This is a genomic window from Sulfitobacter sp. HGT1, assembly GCF_013282155.1.
Classification (GTDB): Bacteria; Pseudomonadota; Alphaproteobacteria; order Rhodobacterales; family Rhodobacteraceae; genus Sulfitobacter.
In genome coordinates this window covers 188,313-211,035 of sequence record NZ_BLWI01000008.1, presented here as the reverse complement: position 1 = coordinate 211,035, position 22,723 = coordinate 188,313, and the positions used below count along the sequence as shown (strand labels likewise).

Genomic DNA, 22,723 nt, shown 5'->3' with positions numbered 1-22,723 from the left:
GCAGCCCTGTTGCACCCGAAGTTTGCGCTGGGACAACGTTTGGAATGATTAAAGAGGTTAGGCTGGCAATAGGAGAGGAGGGGCAAGCGCTATGAAACAGCAAAGCTTAGACGATCCTGATCTGTCGCTGGACAAGTTGATGTCGCTTTGGCCACAGACCATCGGAGTTTTCCTGCGCTACAAGATGCTGTGCATCGGCTGTATGGTCAGTTCGTTTCACACGGTCATAGACGCCTGCATTGCCTATGATCTGGATGAACTGGCCTTTCGTGCAGAATTGCACGCTGCGGTTGGTCTGTAGCTATGCGCCGCCCAACGCCACAAGGCGGTGCGGGTCGCATACGACGATCTTTTTGCGTTTGCTGCTGACCAGACCGTCTTTTTCCCATGCGCTCAACAGCCGGCTGACGGTGTGCAAGGTGGTGCCTGTCATCTCTGACACATCCTGCCGCGTGATGGGAAAGCTGATTTCGATGCCTTCTGCGGTTTGCTTGCCCGACTGGTTCACCAGCCGCAACAGCGCACGTGCGACGCGCTGTTCGACGTGCTGTGTCGACATTTCGATGATGCGGTTGTTCATCTCGGCAACGCGGTCACCGATCGTTTTGTAGGTTTCAGTGCCAAATCCCGGATAATCCGCCACAAACGGTTCCCACAGCGATACCGGCCAGCACAGCGTCAACAGTTCCGACGCGGCAATGGCGGTGGCGGGGTAGGCGTCGCGCCTGAAGGCGGGGGCAATGCCAAACAACTGCCCCGCGGGGATGTGCAAGGCCGTGACCTGTTCGCCGTCCGGTGTGGTTTTGACCACGCGGATTGTCCCGTCCAGCAACAGATAGAAACTGCGCGCCGGTGCGCCTTCGTCGAACACCGCAGCGCCCGCGTCAAAGCGGCGGCTGGTGGCGCGGTCCAGAATGGATCTGATCTGCGGCCGGTCCAGCATGGAAAACGGCGGCAGCGGCGATAGCAGGCTTTCGTCTAATCTGTGCACATTGATGTCCCGATACCGCGATGCTTTGTGTTTAAAGGCAACCGGCTTGAATTGCCAGCATTCAAGAAATTTCCCCCGTCCGATCAGAAGTTTGATCTTGCGCAACGTTCGCGCCCTGCGGGGCCGCTACGCTGGTGCCAACACTGAACCATTTGAGAGGAAATGAAATGTTTCGCAAAGCACTGACAACCGCCGCCATCATCGTCGCCCTTGGCGGTATGGCCTCGGCCGAGACCTTTGAGGTCAAGATGCTGAACAAGGGTGACGGGGGCCGGATGATATTCGAGCCCGCCGCCCTGCGCATCGCTGCTGGCGACACGGTCAAGTTTCTGGCCACCGACAAGGGTCACAATGCCGAAAGTATCGACGACATGATGCCCGAAGGCGCTGCCAGCTTTGTGGGCAAGATCAACGAAGAGATCGAAGTGACCCTGACCGAGCCGGGCTTTTACGGCGTAAAGTGTAAGCCGCATTACGCCATGGGCATGGTGATGGTCATCGCCGTTGGTGATGACGCCGCCGCCCCAGACAGCTTTCTGGAAGGGCGCTTGCCCAAGAAAGCCAAACAGAAATTTGAGGAGGCCCTCGGCGGTCTCTGAAATCCCAACTGCGGGACCGGAATGGCCCTGCGATCCTAATGAAAGGAACTCATGTCATGAAAAAGTTTATCAACCCAGGCCTTATGAAAACCAACCGTCGCAACGTTTTGCGCGGCTCTGTCCTTGCGGGTGCTGCGGCGCTGACCGGGGCCGGCGCAATGGCGCGTACCCGCGCGCCAAAGCTTGATATCGCCAACGCGACTTCGGCAAAACTGTACAAGGCAGCAGCGCAGCAAACCGCTGACAGCACTGCAAAACCTGCGGACCTGTCGGGCTATACCCGCGTCAAGCAAGAGCTGGTCGCACCCCCCTATGCGCCTGTCCATGAACAGGTCGCGACCGGTGGGCCCAAAATCGTCGAAGTCACCCTCGAAACCACCGAACGTCTGATGGTCGTGGACGAGGATACAGGCGCGTCGGTCTGGGCGCTGACCTACAACGGTTCGGTCCCCGGCCCGCTGATCATCGTCCATGAGGGCGACATGGTCGAGCTGACATTGCGCAACCCTGCCGACAGCGTGATGGAGCATAACATCGACTTTCACGCCTCGACCGGTGCCTTGGGCGGCGGTGGTTTGACCCACGTGTTCCCCGGCGAAGAAACCGTGCTGCGCTGGAAGGCGACCAAGCCGGGCTGCTTTACCTATCACTGTGCCCCCGGTGGCGCGATGATCCCGTATCACGTGACCCACGGCATGAACGGCGCGGTCATGGTGCTGCCGCGTGACGGTCTGAAAGACGGTGATGGCAACCTGCTGACCTATGACAAGATCGCCTATATCGGTGAACAGGATTACTATCTGCCCAAAGACGCGGATGGCGAATATATGACCTATGAAGCTGCGGGCGACGACTATTCCGACAGCATCGAAGCGATGCGGACCCTGACCCCGACCCACTGTGTCTTTAACGGGGCTGTGGGCGCGATCACCGGCGAAAATGCGATGAAGTTCAACGTCGGTGAAACCGTGTTGATGATCCATAATCAGGCCAACCGCGACAGCCGTCCGCACCTGATCGGCGGGCATGGCAACTATGTCTGGGAAACTTCGTTCAGCGATGCGCCTTTGACCGGTCTTGAGACCTGGTTCGTGCGGGGCGGTACTGCGATGGCGGCGATGTACACCTTTGAGCAGCCCGGCGTTTACGCCTATGTGAACCACAACCTGATCGAGGCCGCTTTGCTGGGCGCAACCGCGCATTTCGTGGTCGAGGGCGAGTGGGACAATTCGCTGATGGAGCAGGTGGTAGCACCGCATGAATTCGCGACCTGAACCCTTTGAGGGATAAAAAAATGACCAATGCACTGTCCAAAAAGAGCCTGTTGATCCTGCTCGGGGGTGTTGCCTTGGTCGCTTTGGCGATCGGGGCCGTGCAGGTAATGCGCGGCCCCGATCCCGCATTTGCCCCTGATCGTCTCAGCGCAAAAGTGGTCTTGCGCAGCGGGCAGACCTTGCGCGTGCAAACCCGCGAAGTCACCGTGGAGCAGTGGCAGGCGTGCCATGAGGCAGGGCACTGTACCTTGGATATGAAACGCAAGACGTCCGCCGCAGATTACCCCGCAACGGGCCTGAGCTATCCTGATGCGATGGAATATTTACGCTGGATAAATGCCAGCAGTGACACGGTGTGGCGCTTGCCCACCGCCACCGAATGGACCGAGCTTGCCGAAGACGTGATGCCCCGAAAGCCCGACCCGATCTTTACCGACCCGTCCCTGACCTGGGCTTCGGCCTATTTGACGAAAGCCGATACAACCGGCCGCGCCTTGCGTCCCAGCGGTGCGTTTAGCACGACAGCGGCGGGCATTGAGGATATGGATGGCAATGTATGGGAATGGACCCAAGACTGCTATGCCGGTGCCAGCGGGCAGGGCGGCAAGACCGACCCATCACGCTGCCCCGCCTATGTCATGGGAGGAGAACACGAAGCCGTCATGTCATACCTTGTCCGTGACCCTGCCAGAGGCGGCTGCGCGGTTGGCGCACCCCCTGCACATTTGGGGATGCGGCTGGTGTCGGACGTGGGCTAGCGGGCAACGCGCAACGCCTGACCTAAAACGCGCCTAGATCAGGCACCGACTGTTTCCCACAAGACGAAGGAAGACCGTAGCTGAGCCCGCGTCCGATGCGATGGGCCAGTGTCGACCATGCCTGGGCAAGGGGCTGGGGGAGTTCTTGTTCAAGCACCGCATCGAACAGCGCAAGCCAGATCGCAAAGTGGTCGCTTTTGACGTTGCCCGCAGCGGCGTGAACCTGCATCGGGTTGCCGTTGTAACACCGCTCCAGCAAAAGCGCGTTGCGCCAGAACAGCGTGATCTTTGCCTCGTGCGGGGGCCAGTCGGTCACATGGGCGGCAAAAACCGGCCCAAGCACGGGATGGGCGCGGACGCGGGCATAGAATTGCGCCACGACTGTCTGGATTTGGTCCACAGTGACCGGAATGCGTGGCGGGATGGTCAAACCACGAAAATCCAGACAAAAATCAGGCTGAGCACCAGATAGACAAGGGTGTTGACCATCCAGCGCAGCAATCCTGCCTCGCCCTCCGGATCGACGCCCAGTTTTTCGCAGACTTTGGTACCAGGCCACAGGAAAGCTTCGGAAAGTGTCATGGGGTGTCCCTTTAATCAGTATTTCTGATGCGTATTATCTACCGCTTTTAATTGCGCAGTTCAAATGCTAAATATAGCGCCATGCAACTGGACAAATTCACCGACTTCGCCTTGCGGATATTGATCACATTGGCCGTCCGGGCACCTGCGCGGGTGCCGACATCACAGATCGCCTTGCTGTACGACTTGTCCGAACATCACCTGTCCAAGGTCGCAACGCAGCTGGTTGCCGAAGGATTCGCGATCTCCGAACGGGGGCGCAATGGCGGGCTGACCCTTGGGCGCAGCGCCGATCTGATCAGCATTGGTGCTGTGGTGCGGGCGATGAAGCGTAATGATCCGGTGGTTGAATGTTTCGGAACCAATAAATCCTGCCTGATCCTGCCAGCCTGCGGATTGCGCGGCCCGCTTGCCCAGGCGCAAGAGGCGTTCTTTGCCACGCTTGACAGCTATACACTGGCCGATGTGGTGCAGCCGCGCAGCGCGCTTGCCGCACTGCTTGAGGTGTGAACGCTGCGATAGCTGGACGGTTAAAGGGTGGAATGACGGGCAGGGCATCCCGCCAAATGCGTCAATTGCCCAGCACACCCAAACGCGGTTCGGTCAGGGATGTCACTGCAATACGCCCGTCTGGCAGGGTGACGGCCCCGGTCGTTAGCGCGTAATTTCCTGCCGGATCCTGAAGCGTTTCGATCACGCGGCCCTCGGCATCCATGCGCAGGATAAAGCCATAGCGCGTCGGCGCGGGTTTCATCGCATCGGGCAGGCGCATGATGACGCGCCGCAGGGGGGGATTGCCCGACAGCTTGTCCATGATGGCATTGCGCGGACTGACAAGGCCCACCCAGAATGTGCCATCCGGCGCGTTATTGATGTTGTCTGGAAAGCCCGGCAGGTTGTCCAAAACCACCTGTCCGGGGCCGCCATTTATGGGAAAGCGCCAGACGCGATAGGCACCTGTTTCGACCACAAACACGGCTTTGCTTGCCTCGTCCACAGCGACACCATTGGCGAAATTCAATCCGTCTGCGAAAACCGTCGTCTTGCCAGTGGCAGGGTCGAATTTCAGGATACGCCCATTGGCAGAGTGTTCAACAAGATCGAGGACCGACGCCGCCAACGTGCCGCCATTTGCTTCGGCACCGAACCGGGTCGAGGCATCTGAAAAATAGACGGCCCCGTCTGCGGCGATATCAAGGTCGTCGGCATACAGGACCGGGCGGCCATCCTCGGCTTGGTTGGTCAGCAAGCTGACCTGACCCGCGCGGTCAACGGCCAGCAATCCGCGATAGGCATCGGCCACATAGAGCGTGCCATCCGCGGCAAATTCGATCCCGAGGGGGCGGCCGTTCGTCTGGGCAAAGGATGTGACCGCACCGTCGTTTTCGATGCGCAAGATCTCTCCGTCATGGGTGGCGACATAGATCAGGCCATCTGGCCCGATATCGGCGTCTTCAGGGCCGGTGCGCCCGTCCAGCCCGATCAGATCAAGCGCAGTCAGGCGGTCATTGGCGGCAAAATCGCCGGTATATCCCGCATTTTCAGGCGCCTCCCAAGCGGCGGGACGCACGGCTACTGGCCACAAGGCGAGGTAGGCCAGCAAACCGACGATCACCAGTCCCAAAAACCAAAGGATGTTTCTCACGTCCATGTCTCCTTGTGTGCGACAGCGCTGCGTTGATCACAAGGTTGCCGATATGCCCGCGCAGATCAAGCGCCGCATTGCCAAGAGCAGGCAGGCCGAACCGGTGTTACCGGCCATCAGGCCGATAACTTTGCGCGGTGTGAGACTGGAAACGAGGGTCCGGACGCGGGGCTCAGGATGTCTTTGCGAAGACGCGTTTCTTGATTGCCGTCCAAAGCGGTGTCTGGCTGACGAAAATCAGGATCACCGCGACAAACAGCACACAAGACAGCGGGCTGGTGAATACGCCGTGGAAAAACCGGCCCAGATCCTCGCGCTCAGAGATGATTGCCCGGCGCCAGTTGTCATCCAGCAGACGCGACAGGATCACGCCAAGAATCACCGGACCAAGAGGGTAGCCGTAATGGCGCATGAAATACCCGAAGACGCCAAAGCCAAGCATCCAGTAAACATCGGTGATGGAGTTGTTAACCGCATAGGCCCCGACAATCGACAACAGCAGGATCAGCGGAATAATAACGGAGCGCGGCATCTCGACGATCTTGGTGAAGATCTTGATACCTGTCAGGCCAAAGATCAGCATAAAGATGTTCGCGGTGAACAATGCGCCGATAATAAACCAGAACATATCGGGCTGATCAATCATCAGCATCGGGCCGGGGTTCAAACCGTGGATGAACAGGGCACCGATCATGATCGCAGTCACCGCATCGCCGGGAATACCAAGCGTCATCATCGGGATGAATGCGCCACCGACAGCTGCGTTATTGGCTGTTTCGGGGGCCACCAGCCCTTCCATCGCGCCCTTGCCGAAAGGTATCTTGGGGTTCTTGGTGACCCGTTTTGCATGGTCATAGGCCATCAGCGCGGCGATATCGCCGCCGGTTCCGGGTAAAGCGCCGATAATGACCCCGATGGTCGAGGTTTGCAGCGACAGCGGCAGATAGGTCTTGATGGTGCTGAAAGACGGGACGATCTTGTCGATCTTCTGGCGCACGGCCTTCATGCCGACGTTTTGCAACTGTATCAGCGCCTCGGACACACCGAACATGCCGATCATAACGGCGATGAATGAAATCCCGCCTTCCATGATCTGGAAATCAAAGGTGAACCGCTCGGTGAAGGTCAGCGGGTCGCGCCCGACGGCACCGATGGCGATGCCAAGCGCACCGGCAAAGATGCCTTTCACCATGGACCCGCTGGACAGCGAGCCGACCAGAAGAATGCCCAAAACCGCCAGCAGCATATAGTCGCGCGGCTGGAACGTCAGGGCAAATTCGGACACGAACGGGGCGGCAAGGGCCAAGACTAAGATGCCAATTAGGCCGCCAAAGAACGACATAACCGTGGTCACGCCAATGGCTTGCCCCGCTTCGCCGCGTTGCGCCATGGGATAGCCGTCCATCGCCGTTGCAATGGCCGATGGTGCGCCGGGGATGTTCAGCAAGATCGCAGTGCGCGACCCGCCATAGACGCCGCCCATGTAAATGCCGACCATCAGCGAAATCGCGGGGTAAACGTCCCATGAAAAGGTAAAGGAAATCAGGATGGATACGGCCATGGTGACCGAAAGGCCGGGGATGGCACCAATATAGATGCCCGCAAAAGTGCCTATGCCGACAAGGGCAAGCAGTTCAGGTTGGGTGAAGACCGTGAGAATGGCGAGAAACGTTTCCATCAGAAGGCACCTTTTGAGATAAGGGTTCGGAAAAACTGGATAAATTCAGCCTCGGGCAGAATGCCAGCGGGCAAGAGCACGGTGAAAACCACGCGAAAGACGATCCAGATCACGACCAGCGACCCCAGCGAGACCGCCAGCGTGTAGCCCCAGCCCCGTTTCGCAAGCACCTTGATCGCGACGATCAAAAACAGGGCAGCGGTGAGGACGAAACCCAAGGGCTGCAAAGCCAGACCAAACACAATCAGGAAACCGATAAACACGATCACCGTTACGGGCAGGATATCTTTTGAGAGTGTCTCGGTGGTGACGCGCTGCAAGCGGGCCGTGCGCAAGGCCACGATACCGGCCGAAACGGCCATCACCAGCGTTGTCGCCATTGGAATAGCGCCCGGCGCTGACAGGGCTTCGAACCCGGAAATCCCGTAGGCGCTGTACAGCAAGAACAAGCTGGCCAGCGTCAGGAACAGGGCAAAGGCCAATTCCCCGGGCCGGCGCTTTTCACGGTATCCGCCCGGCGTTGCGTCGGATGTTCCGTCGTGGTGATCTATGTCACCTCTAAATTCTGGATCCATGATCCTCTCCTCCCTGAGATTTTGTCCGGTCTTCTCCCACCCGAACGCTTAGCGCCGCCCGGCATTTAAAGGCGCGGGCGGTGCCAGGTTTGTGGCAGGCCCGAAGGCCAGCCATCCGGTTTTGTCGGGATCACGCCTTAGGGACGGGCGATGCCGAACTCTTCTGGGGATGCTTTGGCCAGACCTGCGTCCTGCAGCAGCCATGCGGTGCCTTGCTGCCATTTCGACAGAAAGTCGTTCGCCTCGGCCCCGCTGATGCCCATCATGGTAAAGCCACGGTCGTCCATCAGCTTTACGAAATCAGGATGTGCGGCACCTTCGGCATAGGCTGCGCTGAGCTTTGCAACAACATCATCAGGTGTGCTTTTGGGCGTGAAGACGCCAAAAAACGGACCCCAGGGCAGATATTTGCTGTAGCCTTCATTGGCCGACGTCACGAGCGGCACGTCAGGCAGCTTTGCATTCTGTGCGACATCGAAAATCGCGATCGGCTTCATTGCGCCGGCACGGATGCTTTCGATCGAAGCGCCCAAAACCGCAGGCATCACATCAATCGCACCCCCTTGCAGGGCGGTAAGGGCAGGGCCGTCACCATCATAAGGTACGGAAATCACGTCCATTTCACCTTCGACCGTGTTCATCATGGCCGTGATCACCGACGGCAAGCCGCCCGGTCCTGTGGCACCCATCTTGAGCTCACCTGGATGTGCGCGGATGTACGCCATCATGCCCGCGTAATCATCAAAAGGCGCGTCGTTATTGGCCACCAGAATTGGCGTGCCGCGTGCCAGAATATTGATCGGGGTGAATTCGCTGTAATCTTTGTCGCCAAGGCCCATGATCTTGTAGAGCATCGGGTTTTCAGCCCCCATCAGCAGCGTGTAGCCGTCTGCTTTGGAATCTGCGACATAGTTCAACGCGATCGCACCGACAGCGCCGGTCATGTTCTGCATGACAACTGTCCCACCAAGTGCTGCTTCGGCATGTGGTGTCACGGACCGCATCACGGTGTCGGTCGACCCGCCTGCACCCCATTGGATGATTCCCTGGATTTCTTTTGTTGGGTATTCTTGAGCCGTCGCAACGGACGCGCTCAGTCCGAAGGCGACGAGTGCGCCAATCAGTTTACGAGACATTTCTATCCTCCCTTGGTGTTTTTTCTCGACGATTCGCTCCCCGCACCGCCGATTACAGCTTCACTTATGTACCTTCCGGTTAATTTGTCAAATAAAATGTACCACCGAGTTAATTCTGTGCTACTCCACTCTCAGGGTCACAAGATTTCGAGGGCAATTGAAATGGATAAAGAAACGGTAAAGGCGGATCCGAAGCGGAAAACCACCTGGAAGAAAGACCCCGCCGCCGTCAAAGAAAACATCCTCACAATCGCCACAGAGGAATTTGCCGCACGGGGGCTTTCGGGGGCGAATATCAACGAAATCGCGCAGAAGACGGCGACCTCAAAGCGCATGATCTACTATTATTTCGGGGACAAGGAAGGTCTTTACCAGCATGTTCTGGAACGGGTCTATTCCTCCTTGCGCGACACCGAGAAAACATTGGATGTTGAAGGGCTTGACCCTGTTGCGGCCCTGCGCCGGCTGACCGAAGCGACCTTTGATTCACATGTGAACAACCCGCAGTTCATCCGCCTTGTGATGATCGAAAACATCCATAACGCAGAGTATGTGAAGCGGTCCGAGATCATTCCTAAGCTGAACAAGGCTATCATCGACAAACTGACCGACATCTGTGATCGGGGCAAAGCCAGCGGTGTCTTGCGCAAGGATGCCGACCCGCTTGAACTGCACTGGATGACCAGCTCGGCAAGTTTTTACAACGTCTCCAACATGGAGACTTTCGCGTTTTCGTTTGGCAACAGTCTTTATTCAGAAAACGGCCAAAAAAGGTTGCGCAGCCGCGTTGTGGATATGGTGTTGGGGGCGGTGGTTATCGGGTATCAGCCCGGCGACCCGACGGCAGGGTAGCGGCGACGCAATTCAAACCACCCGCATCTAAAGAAAACACGCAGGATCAACCGGTTGCCTCGGCTGCGCGCCAGAATTCGACCGCTTTTTGAAACTCGGTTGCATAAAATGCCGGGGCTTCGGGGCCGGACGGGTCGCCCTGAAAGCGCCCGACGCGCTGTGCGCAGTCGAAAAATCCGGGCGCGGGCAATCCGCCACGGGCCTTGCTGATCACAAGGGCGGCGATCAGCGGTCGGTCGGCGGCGGCATCCTCAAGGATCAAGGTTTCAAGTGCGACGGTAATCTGGTGGATCGTATTTGGCGGCACCAGACCAAGGGCGCTGGCAAGGGCCTGATACGTAACAGGAAACCCGTCTTTGGCGATGGCGCACAGATGTGCCCTCAGGTGTGAAATCATATCTGCGATGCCTTTCGCGGGGCGTATGAATATCGGCAAGGCTATAGTTGCGCCAAACATAAACCACAAATGCAACGGGCGACAGATAGGCCCGCCAGGGGCACCAGCCCGGGGGTCAAAAAGGGCACGGAAAAAGGCGCTGCAGGGTTATCCTTCGCAGCGTTATTGCGAAATTTGCAGGGTCGAGGGTTGTTCGACAACAATTGACCCAATATTAGAGCCTGACTGCAATCAATCCCGGTGAGGACCGCCAAAATGAGTGCCACTGCCCAAAAGACTGCTCCGATGCCGACGGATATTCTGGCGCGAAAAGGCGGGACGCCTTTGGTCAGCCTGACCGCCTATACAACGCCGATGGCGGAACTGATGGACGGGATTTGCGACTTTGTTCTGGTGGGCGATTCAGTGGGGATGGTCCTGCATGGTTTGACGTCCACATTGGAAGTGACCATGGACATGATGATCTTGCACGGGCAGGCGGTCCGGCGTGGGTTGAAGCAATCCATGCTGGTGATCGACATGCCCTTTGGCAGCTACGAGCAATCCCCCCAGCAGGCATTTGCCAGCGCCGCGCGGTTGATGCGCGAAACCGGCGCGGGTGCCGTCAAGCTGGAAGGCGGCGAGGTTATGGCCGAAACAATCGCCTTTCTGACCAGGCGCGGCATTCCGGTGATGGCGCATATCGGGCTGACCCCGCAATCCATTCACACGTTGGGCGGCTACAAGGTGCAGGGGCGCGGCGATGCGGGTGCCCAGATGCTGGCCGATGCGAAAGCCGTGGCCGCCGCAGGTGCCTTTGCCGTCGTCCTTGAGAAAGTGCCTGAAACGCTGGCGGACCAGATCACGCGCGATGTGGCCATTCCGACCATCGGGATCGGTGCATCGGCAAAATGCGACGGGCAGATTTTGGTTGTGGACGACATGCTGGGGCTTTTCACGGCCTTCAAGGCGAAATTTGTGAAACGCTATGCCACCTTGGGCGAGGGGGCCAAACTGGCCGTGCAAGCCTATGCGGACGAGGTCCAGACGCGGGTCTTTCCCGGACCGGAGCATGTATTCTCGGATGAAAGCCCAAAGAAATGAGCCCCACAATCATTCGCACCCTGGCCGAATTGCGCGGCATTGTTGGCGGTTGGAAATCTGCCGGTGAAACCGTGGGCGTTGTGCCGACGATGGGCGCTTTGCATGCAGGCCATCTGAGCCTTGTTCGGGCGGCCAGCCAGCAATGTGACCGGGTGATTGTCACGCTGTTCATCAACCCCAAGCAATTCGACAACCCCACCGATTACGCGAACTATCCGCGTACCGAAGAGGAAGACGCGCGCAAGTTGAAGTCGTTCAAGGTGGATGTGCTTTATGTGCCGGACGGCGACCAGATGTACCCCGACGGCTTTGCCACGACAGTGTCGGTGGCGGGGCTGACCAAGGGGCTGTGCGGGGCGCATCGGGTGGGGCATTTCGATGGCATGGCAACGGTCGTTACCAAGCTGTTCACGCAAACCCAGGCAGACAAAGCGTTTTTCGGTGAAAAGGATTACCAGCAATTGCAGGTGGTGACACGGCTTGCGCGGGATCTGGATCTGCCGATCGAGGTGATCGGATGCCCGACCATCCGCGAGGAAGACGGGCTGGCGATGTCTTCGCGTAATTTGCTGCTTTCTGACCGCGCACGGACACGCGCCCCCGAACTGCATCTGGCGATGGAAGACGTCGCCGAGGGGCTGCTGGCGGGGGGCGATCTTGAAGCTTTGAAGGAAAAGGCTTTTGCGCGGCTGGAACGGGCCGGTTTCGGAGAGGTCGAATATATGGATTTGCGCGCCGCTGACGATTTGGAACTGCTGACCAAACCGGACCGCCCCGCACGGCTGTTGGCCGCGGTCTGGCTGGCCGGTGTGCGGTTGATCGACAACATCGCGGTCGGGTAGCAAGCGCTGATATCTCGCAACGGACGGGTCCGGCCTTAGGGCGTTCTGCGCACCAAGCGCCATGAATGATAGAGGGCACCCCCGAACGACAGCGCCGCCAAAAGCAGCCAGACCTCGCCCGACTGTTCCAACCGGACAATGCCGCTTGCAGCGTCAAAACAGCGGCCCAGTTCGTTAAAGCAATCTTTCCACCTGAAATAGCTGTCGTAGTACAGATAGGAAAAGAGCGCGGATGCGCCTAGAAGTAAGAGAACAGCAAGTTTCCTGATCATTGGCGACATGGCTCCGTGGTCTTGCGCATTTACCCTGCCAGCACCGGCACGCAATGACAAGTTTGACCGCCTGACCCTGTGCAACAGCGTGAACAAAAGGCTGGTCGGCCAAAGCCGCGCTGCGCCGGTGAGCGCGGGGGTAGGGCCTGCGTTGGAAGTTGATCTGCGTCAAAGCCGCCCACAGGCCCGATCGCTAGTGTTCAAAGAGTGATGATGACGCAGTGAGGTTTGAACGCAATGTTGACGGCTTCAGGAAATAACGGCTGTGCGCTTGGCCTGACTGATGCAGTCATGTCGGGGTTTTCCTGATGTGTGTCGCCTTCGCAGGGCTGGTTAGAAAAGCGTCATTGATGCTGCTTGTTACAATGATGTTTCTGGTCGTCGCTGTCGAACACGGGGCGGCCCAAGGGACGGTGCCGCCTTTTCCATCGCAGTCCGGCCCTGAAAATACGCTGGGAGACCAAAGCGACAGTGATATCTGGCGTGCGATCCGGCAAGGCGGGGGCGGGCTTCCTGGCAGTAGCGAGGTCACGGATGGTGTCTTGATCAATGCCGATGGGGTCTGGTGGTCGCAGTTGCGCCGCCCCGCGGGGCCGCTGGTCCGGTTTGGCAGTATTGGTATTGCAACGGTCCTGGCGGCGATCATGGTGTTTTTCGTGGCTCGTGGACGGCTGCGCATCGACGGTGGCCGGTCAGGGCGGAGGGTCGCGCGGTTTTCGCTGGCGCAGCGTGTCGTGCATTGGGTCATGGCGGTGGTGTTTCTTTTGCTGGGTTTTACCGGGCTGCTGCTGCTGTTCGGCCGCGCCTTTTTGATCCCGATTGTCGGAAAAACCGCATTCAGCATCATCGCGACCGCCTCTATGCAGGCCCACAACCTGTTCGGGCCGATTTTCATCGTCTCGCTGGTCGCGCTGTTCATCACGTTTCTGCGGGGTAACAGCCCGTCGTTCAGCGACCTCAAATGGGTTGTTCGGGGTGGCGGTATGTTTGGCGGTCATGTCAGTTCGGGCCGGTACAACGCTGGCGAAAAGGCGTGGTTCTGGACGGCGACGATTGCCGGTATCGCCTTATCGGTCTCGGGCCTTGTTCTGAGTTTTCCAGATGTTCTGGGCACACACGACCTGTTGCACCGGGCCGAGCTGTTGCATGCAATTGCGGCCTTGGTCTTTGTCGGGTTTGGCATCGGGCACATCTATCTGGGTACCATCGGCACCGAAGGCGCGATCGACGGTATGATCAGTGGCGATGTCGATGAAAACTGGGCCCGCACGCATCACGATCTTTGGCTGGACGACATGAAAGCGACGAAAGGGGGGGCCGCAGATGGGCGTGATTGAGCTTTTGGAGGGTTCGTTATGGACCCTATCGGTGTGCATCTTTGTGGTGTTCGGTCTGTGGCGTATCTTTGTGATCCTCACGGCGGGGCGGTCGCCAACCCAGGCGCGGCCTGTCGGTTCACCTCGTGGCGGTGCGGTTCGGGCGATTTTTGGCCATTTCCTGCCCAGACGGGCGTTTTTGGGGCAGGGCAGGGTCTGGTTTGTAACCATCGCGGGCTATGCCTTTCATATCGGCCTGTTTGCGCTGCTGTTTTTCGCGGCCCCGCATGTGGCGTTTTTGCGCGACCATATACTGGGGTTTGACTGGCCTGCGCTGCCCAGATGGGGCTTTATCATTGCAGCGCAATTTGCCTTTACCGGATTGCTGGCGCTTTGGGTGCGGCGGTTTGTCGATCCGGTTGTGCGGCTGATCTCACGGCCCGACGATCACATCGCGGCGGGGCTGACCTTTCTGGTGATGCTGACCGGATGCATGGCGTTGGGCGAACAAAGCGTCACGTTGCGGGGCATCCATCTGGGCTTTGTCGAGGCTTGGCTGATCTATTTCCCGTTTAGCAGCCTGATGCACACATTCACCTGGCCTTTGTCGCGCGGCTTTACCGGTGCTTTGGCGGGCCGTCGCGGCACCCGCATGTAGGAGACCTGCAATGACAGCCCATACCAAGCCACTGCCGCCGAAGTCCTTTGACCAGCAAGGCGACGTGCCGGATGCCGTTCGCGTGGCAAGCGCGATGGAGGGGTTCCTGTCGGAATTCGGGCCACGGGCGTCAAGCTATTTGAACGCCTGCGTGCGGTGTGGGCTTTGTGCCGAGGCCTGTCATTTCCATCTGGCAACGGGGGAAGCGAAATATACCCCCATCCACAAGATCAAACCCTTCGAGAAAGCTTACGGCCAACTGCAGGGGCCGTTCAGCTGGATCAAACGGGCATTTGGCATCGCACCGACCGTCAGCATTGCCGAGTTGCGGGAATGGGAAGAACTGATCTTTGATTCCTGCACATTATGCGGGCGCTGCACGATGGTTTGCCCGATGGGCATCGACATTGCCGAACTGGTCAAGGAAGCGCGCCACGGGATGTTTCAGGCGGGGCTGCTGCCCGACCGTCTGGCGCAGATCGCGGGGAATGCGAAAACCAAACACAGCCCCTTTGGTGCGCCTGCGGATTTTGTCGAAGCGATCCAGGCCATTGAGGCGGAGTTCTCGATCCGCTTGCCGCTGGACAAACCCAAAGCCGATTTGCTGCTGACACTGGCACCGGGCGATCTTGACGAGCATCATCAGTCGGTCGTCGGGCTTGCACGCATTCTGGACAGTCTCGGCATCGACTGGACCTTGTCTTCGGTCGCGTTCGAGGCCACGAATTTCGGGTATTTATCCGGTGATACGCAACTTCAGGGGGAACTGACCTGCCGGCTGATCGACAAGGCCCGCGAGATCGGGGCCGCGACGATCCTGCTGCCTGAATGTGGTCATGCCTGGGGTGCGTTGCGATGGGAAGCCGCCCGTTGGTATGGTGCGCCGATCGACGATATCCGGATCATGCACACGCTCGAGCTTTTGGCGGAACGCATCCAGGCGGGCGACATCCGCCTGCGCCCCGTGGGCGAAAGCGCTACGTTCCACGACCCTTGCCAGCAAATCCGCCGCGGGGGGCTGGGCTGGGCCCCGCGCGTCGTTTTGAAAACCTTGGGGATGGAGTTACGCGAGCTTGAGAATACCCAAGAGACGTCCTTTTGCTGCGGCGGAGGGGGCGGCGTTCTGGCCAATACCCGTGCCGCACCGCTGCGTCTGCAAGCCTTCGAGATCAAGCGCAAGGAAGTCGAAGCCACCGGTGCCACGCATTTTGTCACCAGTTGCGGGCAATGCCGTTTGCAATTTGACCGCAGTCGCAAGGAAACCGATTGGGACAAAGAGGTGGAAAGCCTGCTTGAACTGGTCGCTGCCAATATGATCACGGATTGACGGGGCCGCGTTACGAAAAAACCGCATGCTGCATTTGGCCCCGAGAGAGCTTGTCTTAGCCTACGGGTTTTACGGCAGCGAACCGCTCCACAGCCAGACACCGATGTCATCCGCGCTCAGGACCTTGCCTGCGGAAACCAGCTTGTCGTCGACAACAAGGGCCGGCGTGGACATCACGCCATAGCTGGCGATCTCGGCCATATCTGTCACCTTGGAGATTTCTGCATCACGCCCCGCCTTTGCGACGGCGGCTTTTACATTTTCCTCAAGTGCCAGACACTTTTTGCAGCCCGAGCCGAGTATTTTGATGATCATGACAATGTTCCTTTCAGATGAACCAATGTGTTATTGCGTTAAAAAGAACGCCGATGCCCAGAATGCCGCCCGTGACGACCACAAGGAACAGCGCCAATAGCGGCAGCTTTACCACCCGCTTGAGCATGATGATCGACGGGAGCGACAGCGCGGTTACGGCCATCATGAAGGCAAGCACCGTGCCAAGGCCGACGCCTTTGCCGATCAGGGCTTCTGCGATGGGCAGCGTCCCGAAGATGTCGGCGTACATGGGCACACCGATGATTGTGGCAACGGGAACCGACCACCATTTATCCTGACCCAAAAGGCCGCTGATCACGGATTCAGGCACCCAGTTATGGATGGCGGCACCGATGCCCACGCCGATCAGCACATAAAGCCAGACCCGGTGGATGATCTCTGACAGCTGGTCGCGGGCGTAGTTCAGGCGCTTTGGCCAGGTCATGGTTTCGCTCATATCGTGCACGGGTGCGGTGCGCACAAATTCGGCCACCTGATCCTCCATGCCTGCGCGTCCGATCAACGTGCCGCCGACCACCGCAACCACAAGCCCCACGAACACATAGACCAGTGCGACGGACCAGTTGAAGATCGACGCCAGCAGGATCACCGAGGCCAGATCCACCAGCGGTGACGAGATCAGGAATGAAAACGTAATTGCCAAGGGCAGCCCCGCCGCCGTAAAGCCGATGAACAGCGGGATCGACGAGCACGAGCAAAACGGCGTGATGGTGCCAAGCAGTGCGGCAAGGATATTGGCCCCGATCCCAGAACGCCCCCCTAGAATGCGGCGCGTGCGTTCGGGTGGGAAATAGCTTTGGACCAGTGAGATCGAGAAGATCAGGACCGAAAGCAGGATGAAAATCTTGATGACGTCATAGACAAAGAAATGGACCGACCCGCCGATGCGCGATGCCGGATCAAGCCCGGTGGCCGACACGGCCGCCGAGACCAGATCGGCCAGCCATTGCATCCGAAGCAGTTGGTCATTTATCCAGCCAAAGACGTTCATGCATAATTCCCTCACTGGGGTCTTTGCACATGCGGGCGTCAAACTTATTGATCTGGATCATAATCCGTTGATCAGCATCACCTTTATTACGCTATGGCGTCGATGTCCGAAGCGGTGTCTTGGGGCGATAGGTCGCTTGGTGAGATGCGCAAAGCCCGCAGCGCGTTCAAAATTACGGCCAGGTCGATCACCTCTTGCAGCAAGGCCCCCTGCACGGGCGACAGATACCCAAAAGACGCCGCGATCATACCCGCAACCGAGAGGCTGATGCCAACGACCACGCTTTGCAGGGCGATCGTGCGCGCGGCCTTTGCGATCTGAATGCCGGGGCCAAGCCGGTCAATGCGGTCCACCAGCAACACGACATCGGCTGCCTCTGCCGAGGCGGCAGCCCCGCGGGCCCCCATCGCCACGCCTACGTTTGCCGCCGCAAGTGCGGGTGCGTCATTGACGCCGTCCCCGACCATCATGACCATGCCATTTGCACGCTCGGCCAGCACCAGCGCCACCTTTTGATCCGGGGTCAAATTCGCCTGAATGCGGTCAAGGCCAAGCCCCTTGGTGATGGTCTGCGCCACTGCGTTCCGGTCGCCTGTGGCCAGCACAATCCGCGCAACACCCTGACGGCGCAGCGCTGCGAGCATGGCAGCCGTTTCTTTTCTCAGCGGATCGGCCATCACCAGATGGCCCGCCAACTGCCCGTCAACCGACACGGCCACAAGAACGGACCCCGCAACAAGTGCCGAATGATTGCCTGCGCGCTGCCCGATCCGGGTCGCGACAAAATCATCACCGCCAACGATGACCCTTCGGCCCTCGACCGTGCCAATCACGCCTTCGCCAGCCGCTTCGATCATGTCGGAGGGCACGGGCAAATCAATGCCGCGTTCCCTTGCGGCCAGCACGACGGCCTGTGCGACGGGGTGTTTGGAAGCCTGATCAAGCGATGCAGCAAGCCGAAGAACGTCGTTTTCCTCGAACCCCGGGCAGCAGTTGATTGATACGATCTGCGGACGGCCATCGGTCAGCGTACCGGTTTTGTCCACGATCAGCGTTTGGATGCGCGCCATCGTCTCGAGCGGGCCTGCGCCTTTGATCAGGATGCCGAAATGCGCTGCGCGCGACAGCCCGGCGACCAAAGCAACGGGCACGGCCAGAATGAGCGGGCAGGGCGTTGCAACGACCAACACCGCGACGGCGCGAATAGGGTCACCTGTGAACCACCATGCCGCAAAGGCGATTGTCACGGTCACCGCCAGAAACCCGAGCGACCAGCGGTCTGCCAGCCGCGCCATCGGTGCCTTGGACCGCTGCGCCTCTTCGACCAGACGGACGATGCCGGCATAGGTGCTGTGTTCTGCGCTGCGGATCGCGACCAGATCAAAGGGCTCTCCGGCGTTGGTCGCCCCGCTCATGATCTCTGCGCCGCGGGATAGTTTTGCCGGCAGGGATTCACCGGTCAGGGCCGAAGTGTCGAGAAACGCGGTACCTGAGGCAAGCGTTCCATCCACCGGCACGATGTCGCCCTGGCGTATCAACAACAGGTCATTGGGCCTGATCTCGTCAAGGGGGACGTCCTCGAGGCCACCGTTGCGGTGCAGCATGGCGGTGCGCGGCACGCGTGACAACAGGTTATGCATCTCGCGGCGGGCGCGGCCTTCGGCAAAGCTTTCCAGAAATGTGCCGCCGGCATACATGACCGCGACCACCGCTGCCGCCAGTGTTTCCCCGAACACCAACGCAGCCGTCATCGACAGCGCCGCGACAACATCAAGGCCGACCTCGCCGCGCGACAGGCTGCGGAATATGTCGATAACAAGCGCCAGCAGGACCGGAAGCACCCCCGCGAACCACAGCGCGTCCGCAACATCTCCCATCTGTGCCAGATAGAATGCCAGCCCCGAAAACAGGCCCGCTGTGGCCAGTCCCAAGAGCATGGTCTTGCGCCGATCTTCAAACTTTAGGCGCATCGGTTTCATGTCCTTTTTCTCATCCTATCAGGCATTATTCCAAATGCGAAATCGCCACAACTCTTGCCACCACTGTGCCGCTATTTTGGTGCTCCAGATAGACTGGTCATTGCTCGGCAGTTTCGGGCAGGTGCTGCGGGATCGGGTAATAGATGGGGGGTTCGATTAAAATCCGCCGGAATTTCCGGCTGGGATTAAGAGCTTGCAAACACTTTTCCTATTAAAGGGGCTGGCCAGCAATCGGATTGGCAGTTTCAATAGGGATCTTACAAAATGAATAATGTGACGTACGCGTTAGCTCTTGCCTTGGGATGTGCGGGTATGCCGGCCTTTGCCGCCAACGCGGCAGAGGAAAATGCCGTCGCATATGTTCAAGTCAAGCTCGAAATCCTTGCGAATGAAAGTTTGATTTGGGGTGCGCTCGCGCTCAGCAACCACCTCAACATGAACCTGAAGGAGTCAGAAATTCTGGCTAAAGACGAGGTCTGGCGTTCTGAAATCGGCACGAAAGACCCAAGTTTGATCAACGCGATCGCCAATTCCGCGGCGTCGGATTACCTGCGCATGATGGTTGATGAATCGGGCGGTCGCATCACTGAAATCATTGTTATGGATGCCACTGGTCTGAATGCGGCCGTCAGCAACATCACGTCGGATTACTGGCAAGGGGATGAGGAAAAGTTTTCCGAAACCTTCCCGAAAGGGCCCGGGGCCGTTCACGAAGGTGAAATCGAATTTGATGAATCTGCAAATATTTATCAGCAACAGATTTCTTTGACGCTCGTTGACCCGGCCACCAGGTTCCCTGTCGGGGCGGTTACTTTCGGCGTCGATGCCGCAGCATTTAATTAATCCCCCAGATTTGGAGAACCAGATGTCGTCGATGCCAAAGCGCGTGAGCATTTTCAGGTCAGTCGCAACAAAGTTTGCCTTTGCTGTGGTTCTATCGATCTCGGTCGTGGTCCTGCCACTGCTGATGTTGCAGAACAGTTCGCTTGGGCATCTGGCAAGTGAATCCTTGGCCAAACAAGCCGAAGGCCAGGGAAAATTGCTTGCCAGCGCGTTGCCTGCCCCTGTCGCATTCGAAAAATATGGGGATATTGATGGGCTATTGGGTCAATTCGAAGAAGGGGTTGAAACCTCTTATATCAGCTTTGTCGTTGTGGGGGCCGAAGGGGCAATCATTGCAAAGCACGGCCCCAACCCTGATGAAACATTGGCCAACTTCGCACGCAGTGCTCTTGGTGCGGACAGTCACATAAACTTACCAAACGAAAAGGTACTCGCATTTCCGCTCATGTATGGAAAAGCGCGAAATGTCGGCGCATTTGGAATGCGCTGGTCGTTGGGGCCCCTTGCCGATTTTCTGGAAGCCACACAGATAAAGTCATTGATTGCCGCTGCCGTTGCCGGGTTTCTGGCGGTTGGCGCAACAATCCTAGCATTCCATGGCATAATACTAAAACCGATGTCGGCGCTCACCAAAACAGTGGAAGCGTTACGGCTTGGCGAGTTTACAACAGAAGTTGCCAGTGCCTCGCGGTCCGATGAATTCGGTATAACGGGAAAGGCGGTCGACCATCTTCGCGCAGAGCTGGAAGCCGCTGCCGCAGGTGCCCGCGATGCAAGCTTTAAGCGTGAGGCTTTCAATAGTTCTTCGGCGGCTTTGGTGCTCGCGGACCAAAATGGCGTGATCTTTGCGGTCAACCCGGCATTCGAAGACATGTGCAAAATCCGGAACGAGCAATTTCAAAACTGTTTCCCACATTTTGACGCAAGAAATCTGGTCGGAAAGCCGCTAGATTTCTTTGGCTCGAACCCTGCGGAAAAGATGGATCACATTGGTTCAAATGGCGAGGCGTTTGAGACCATAATCTCTATGGACGATGTCCGTATATCGATGAAAATCAAAGCGATACACGGTAGTGACAATCAGAAAATCGGATTTGTTCTAGAATGGCAGGACGTAACGAATGTCTGGAAAAATACGGCACTCATTAACGAACTGAACACAACGCAACTGCGCGCCGAGTTTTCACCGGATGGCAATCTGCTCGACGCCAATGAAATTTTCAGTGCTACGATCAAAAGGACTGAGCCGACAGGCGTCACTACATTGACCTCCCTGATCTCGAGCGACCTCGAAGAACTGAATGAGACACTCAAAAAAGACCGTTCCTTCGTTGGGAAAATGCGTTTTCAGGGTGCCGATGGGTGTGACGTTATTGTTGAAGGCAGCATTACTTCGGTCATTGGGACCGACCAGAAGCCCTACCGTCTGATCTTGCTTGGTCGCGATATCACCGAAGTCGAACATGCCGCCGAAAAAGCCCAGTGGGAACGTGCGGAGCTGAACGAGGAGCGGGCGAAAGTCGTCAATGCCCTGCGTGTTGCATTCAAACGTCTGCGCGATGGCCACCTGCATGTCGACCTGTCTGAACCATTTGCCGACCGTTACGAGGAACTGAGGCAGGACTATAACAGCGCAATCGGTCAAATGTGCCAGGCGTTAAGGGGAATTGCCGATCGCGCTGAAACAATCCGAAATGAATCCCAAGATATTAGCGGCACAACTGAGGTCCTTTCGCGTCGATCTGAGGGGACGGCAGCTACCTTGGAACAGGCCGCTGCCGCGCTGGACGAATTGACAGCCGCTGTTCGAGGAACCGCAGAAGGTGCTCAAAAAGCCAATGCAATCGTTTCAGAGGCGCAAAACAATGCCGAAAAAAGCGGTGTAGTTGTCTTGAAGACTGTGACCGCAATGGATGAAATCTCAACGTCCTCCAAAAAAGTAGCATCCATAATCAAGGTAATCGATGATATCGCATTTCAAACAAACCTATTGGCATTGAACGCAGGGGTCGAGGCCGCGAGGGCTGGTGAAGCAGGTAGAGGTTTCGCCGTTGTTGCATCTGAAGTGAGAGCCCTTGCACAGCGATCTTCCGAAGCGGCGACTGAAATAAACGGACTTATTGCGAAGTCAGTTGCTCAAGTGAAAATTGGTGTGGATCTCGTTGGTGAAACAGGCAGTTCTCTTCAAGAGATCGCAAATTCAGTTCATGATATATCGATGCAAGTTTCAGAAATAGCGACTTCCGCCCAGCAACAATCGCTGAACCTGGAAGAGATCAATAGTTCCGTTACAAAACTTGATCAGTCTACGCAGCAAAATGCAGCAAGATTAGAAGAAACGACCGCTGCAAGCGAAGCTCTAAAAAGAGAAGCAGTTGCCTTGGTCGAGACCCTAAACCACTTTCAATTGGCTGAAAAATCCGTCGCCTATGGCACTAAAAGTGCCAAGGTCGTGAAGATCGAAAAGCCGAAAGAAAGTGAAAAAAGGCCAAATACGCCAATATCAAATCAACTTGTGAACTCTGTGTCAGGTACATGGACAGACTTTTAAATTCAAAATTATCACGCCGTTTGGGCCATGGGGAGGAA

25 protein-coding genes are annotated in these 22,723 nt (G+C 57.7%); 13 read left to right on the top strand and 12 right to left on the bottom strand.

What is annotated here, in order from left to right; translation table 11 throughout:
- Nucleotides 1-91: 91 nt before the first annotated feature.
- Nucleotides 92-301 (top strand): DUF1858 domain-containing protein, encoded by a 210-nt coding sequence (locus HGT1_RS07290; RefSeq protein ID WP_176249271.1) that lies wholly within the window; start codon nt 92-94, stop codon nt 299-301.
- Here the strand turns inward: HGT1_RS07290 and HGT1_RS07285 are convergent, their stop codons facing one another.
- A complete protein-coding gene (locus tag HGT1_RS07285) occupies nt 302-991 on the bottom strand; it encodes a Crp/Fnr family transcriptional regulator (RefSeq protein ID WP_176249270.1) in 690 nt (229 codons plus the stop codon).
- Between the two features lie 167 nt (nt 992-1,158).
- Between HGT1_RS07285 and HGT1_RS07280 the strand changes: the two genes are divergently transcribed.
- The 3 genes from HGT1_RS07280 to HGT1_RS07270 are packed head-to-tail and all read left to right on the top strand — an operon-like array spanning nt 1,159 to nt 3,622.
- Nucleotides 1,159-1,590, top strand: coding sequence for a pseudoazurin (locus HGT1_RS07280; RefSeq protein WP_176249269.1), 432 nt, complete (start codon nt 1,159-1,161; stop codon nt 1,588-1,590).
- A 56-nt stretch (nt 1,591-1,646) separates the two neighbouring features.
- A complete protein-coding gene (gene nirK, locus HGT1_RS07275; protein WP_176249268.1) occupies nt 1,647-2,864 on the top strand; it encodes a copper-containing nitrite reductase in 1,218 nt (405 codons plus the stop codon).
- Between the two features lie 20 nt (nt 2,865-2,884).
- Nucleotides 2,885-3,622, top strand: coding sequence for an SUMF1/EgtB/PvdO family nonheme iron enzyme (locus HGT1_RS07270; protein ID WP_176249267.1), 738 nt, complete (start codon nt 2,885-2,887; stop codon nt 3,620-3,622).
- 22 nt (nt 3,623-3,644) lie between these two features.
- Here the strand turns inward: HGT1_RS07270 and HGT1_RS07265 are convergent, their stop codons facing one another.
- Both HGT1_RS07265 and HGT1_RS07260 read right to left on the bottom strand, forming a co-directional pair.
- A complete protein-coding gene (locus HGT1_RS07265; RefSeq protein WP_176249266.1) occupies nt 3,645-4,052 on the bottom strand; it encodes a group III truncated hemoglobin in 408 nt (135 codons plus the stop codon).
- Nucleotides 4,049-4,204, bottom strand: coding sequence for a hypothetical protein (locus tag HGT1_RS07260; RefSeq protein WP_176249265.1), 156 nt, complete (start codon nt 4,202-4,204; stop codon nt 4,049-4,051). The genes HGT1_RS07265 and HGT1_RS07260 overlap by 4 nt, the downstream gene beginning before the upstream one ends.
- 81 nt (nt 4,205-4,285) lie before the next feature.
- Here HGT1_RS07260 and HGT1_RS07255 point away from each other — a divergent pair, with 81 nt between their 5' ends.
- Nucleotides 4,286-4,714: an Rrf2 family transcriptional regulator gene (locus HGT1_RS07255; RefSeq protein WP_176249264.1), complete on the top strand. Its 429-nt coding sequence runs from the start codon at nt 4,286-4,288 to the stop codon at nt 4,712-4,714.
- A gap of 61 nt (nt 4,715-4,775) precedes the next feature.
- On the opposite strand, the gene HGT1_RS07250 is transcribed toward HGT1_RS07255, so the two are convergent.
- The 4 genes from HGT1_RS07250 to HGT1_RS07235 all read right to left on the bottom strand — a co-directional run bounded on the left by HGT1_RS07250 (nt 4,776) and on the right by HGT1_RS07235 (nt 9,238).
- The gene (locus HGT1_RS07250) at nt 4,776-5,849 is read right to left on the bottom strand and encodes an SMP-30/gluconolactonase/LRE family protein (protein WP_255200125.1); all 1,074 of its coding nucleotides are present in this window, start codon (nt 5,847-5,849) and stop codon (nt 4,776-4,778) included.
- Nucleotides 5,850-6,021: 172 nt separating this feature from the next.
- Nucleotides 6,022-7,527 (bottom strand): tripartite tricarboxylate transporter permease, encoded by a 1,506-nt coding sequence (locus HGT1_RS07245; protein WP_176249262.1) that lies wholly within the window; start codon nt 7,525-7,527, stop codon nt 6,022-6,024.
- A complete protein-coding gene (locus HGT1_RS07240; protein ID WP_176249261.1) occupies nt 7,527-8,102 on the bottom strand; it encodes a tripartite tricarboxylate transporter TctB family protein in 576 nt (191 codons plus the stop codon). Before HGT1_RS07240 ends, HGT1_RS07245 begins: the two co-directional genes overlap by 1 nt.
- Nucleotides 8,103-8,239: 137 nt before the next feature.
- Nucleotides 8,240-9,238: a tripartite tricarboxylate transporter substrate binding protein gene (locus tag HGT1_RS07235; RefSeq protein ID WP_176249260.1), complete on the bottom strand. Its 999-nt coding sequence runs from the start codon at nt 9,236-9,238 to the stop codon at nt 8,240-8,242.
- A 162-nt stretch (nt 9,239-9,400) separates the two neighbouring features.
- Between HGT1_RS07235 and HGT1_RS07230 the strand changes: the two genes are divergently transcribed.
- Nucleotides 9,401-10,090: a TetR family transcriptional regulator gene (locus tag HGT1_RS07230; RefSeq protein ID WP_176249259.1), complete on the top strand. Its 690-nt coding sequence runs from the start codon at nt 9,401-9,403 to the stop codon at nt 10,088-10,090.
- Nucleotides 10,091-10,136: 46 nt separating this feature from the next.
- Here the strand turns inward: HGT1_RS07230 and HGT1_RS07225 are convergent, their stop codons facing one another.
- Nucleotides 10,137-10,487, bottom strand: coding sequence for a hypothetical protein (locus tag HGT1_RS07225; RefSeq protein ID WP_176249258.1), 351 nt, complete (start codon nt 10,485-10,487; stop codon nt 10,137-10,139).
- 255 nt (nt 10,488-10,742) lie between these two features.
- Here HGT1_RS07225 and panB point away from each other — a divergent pair, with 255 nt between their 5' ends.
- Entirely contained in the window at nt 10,743-11,570 is an 828-nt protein-coding gene (gene panB, locus HGT1_RS07220; protein ID WP_176249257.1) for a 3-methyl-2-oxobutanoate hydroxymethyltransferase, read from the top strand.
- The gene (panC, locus tag HGT1_RS07215) at nt 11,567-12,412 is read left to right on the top strand and encodes a pantoate--beta-alanine ligase (RefSeq protein ID WP_176249256.1); all 846 of its coding nucleotides are present in this window, start codon (nt 11,567-11,569) and stop codon (nt 12,410-12,412) included. Before panB ends, panC begins: the two co-directional genes overlap by 4 nt.
- Before the next feature lie 35 nt (nt 12,413-12,447).
- On the opposite strand, the gene HGT1_RS07210 is transcribed toward panC, so the two are convergent.
- Nucleotides 12,448-12,684 (bottom strand): hypothetical protein, encoded by a 237-nt coding sequence (locus HGT1_RS07210; RefSeq protein ID WP_176249255.1) that lies wholly within the window; start codon nt 12,682-12,684, stop codon nt 12,448-12,450.
- 350 nt (nt 12,685-13,034) lie between these two features.
- Here HGT1_RS07210 and HGT1_RS07205 point away from each other — a divergent pair, with 350 nt between their 5' ends.
- The 3 genes from HGT1_RS07205 to HGT1_RS07195 are packed head-to-tail and all read left to right on the top strand — an operon-like array spanning nt 13,035 to nt 15,985.
- Nucleotides 13,035-14,021 (top strand): formate dehydrogenase subunit gamma, encoded by a 987-nt coding sequence (locus HGT1_RS07205; protein WP_176249254.1) that lies wholly within the window; start codon nt 13,035-13,037, stop codon nt 14,019-14,021.
- Nucleotides 14,008-14,658: a hypothetical protein gene (locus HGT1_RS07200; RefSeq protein WP_176249253.1), complete on the top strand. Its 651-nt coding sequence runs from the start codon at nt 14,008-14,010 to the stop codon at nt 14,656-14,658. The genes HGT1_RS07205 and HGT1_RS07200 overlap by 14 nt, the downstream gene beginning before the upstream one ends.
- A gap of 10 nt (nt 14,659-14,668) precedes the next feature.
- The gene (locus tag HGT1_RS07195; protein WP_176249252.1) at nt 14,669-15,985 is read left to right on the top strand and encodes a (Fe-S)-binding protein; all 1,317 of its coding nucleotides are present in this window, start codon (nt 14,669-14,671) and stop codon (nt 15,983-15,985) included.
- Nucleotides 15,986-16,054: 69 nt separating this feature from the next.
- Here HGT1_RS07195 and HGT1_RS07190 read toward each other — a convergent pair whose 3' ends face one another.
- The 3 genes from HGT1_RS07190 to HGT1_RS07180 form a co-directional block, all read right to left on the bottom strand.
- Nucleotides 16,055-16,300 (bottom strand): thioredoxin family protein, encoded by a 246-nt coding sequence (locus HGT1_RS07190; RefSeq protein WP_176249251.1) that lies wholly within the window; start codon nt 16,298-16,300, stop codon nt 16,055-16,057.
- A gap of 13 nt (nt 16,301-16,313) precedes the next feature.
- Nucleotides 16,314-17,312, bottom strand: a complete 999-nt coding sequence (locus HGT1_RS07185; protein ID WP_176249250.1) for a permease — start codon at nt 17,310-17,312, stop codon at nt 16,314-16,316.
- Between the two features lie 86 nt (nt 17,313-17,398).
- The gene (locus HGT1_RS07180) at nt 17,399-19,282 is read right to left on the bottom strand and encodes a heavy metal translocating P-type ATPase (protein ID WP_176249249.1); all 1,884 of its coding nucleotides are present in this window, start codon (nt 19,280-19,282) and stop codon (nt 17,399-17,401) included.
- Nucleotides 19,283-19,555: 273 nt separating this feature from the next.
- On the opposite strand from HGT1_RS07180, the gene HGT1_RS07175 reads away from it, so the two are divergent.
- Both HGT1_RS07175 and HGT1_RS07170 read left to right on the top strand, forming a co-directional pair.
- On the top strand, nt 19,556-20,134 hold the full coding sequence (locus HGT1_RS07175; protein WP_176249248.1) for a hypothetical protein: 579 nt from the start codon (nt 19,556-19,558) through the stop codon (nt 20,132-20,134).
- A gap of 22 nt (nt 20,135-20,156) precedes the next feature.
- Nucleotides 20,157-22,685: a methyl-accepting chemotaxis protein gene (locus HGT1_RS07170; RefSeq protein WP_176249247.1), complete on the top strand. Its 2,529-nt coding sequence runs from the start codon at nt 20,157-20,159 to the stop codon at nt 22,683-22,685.
- The last annotated feature ends 38 nt before the right edge of the window (nt 22,686-22,723 follow it).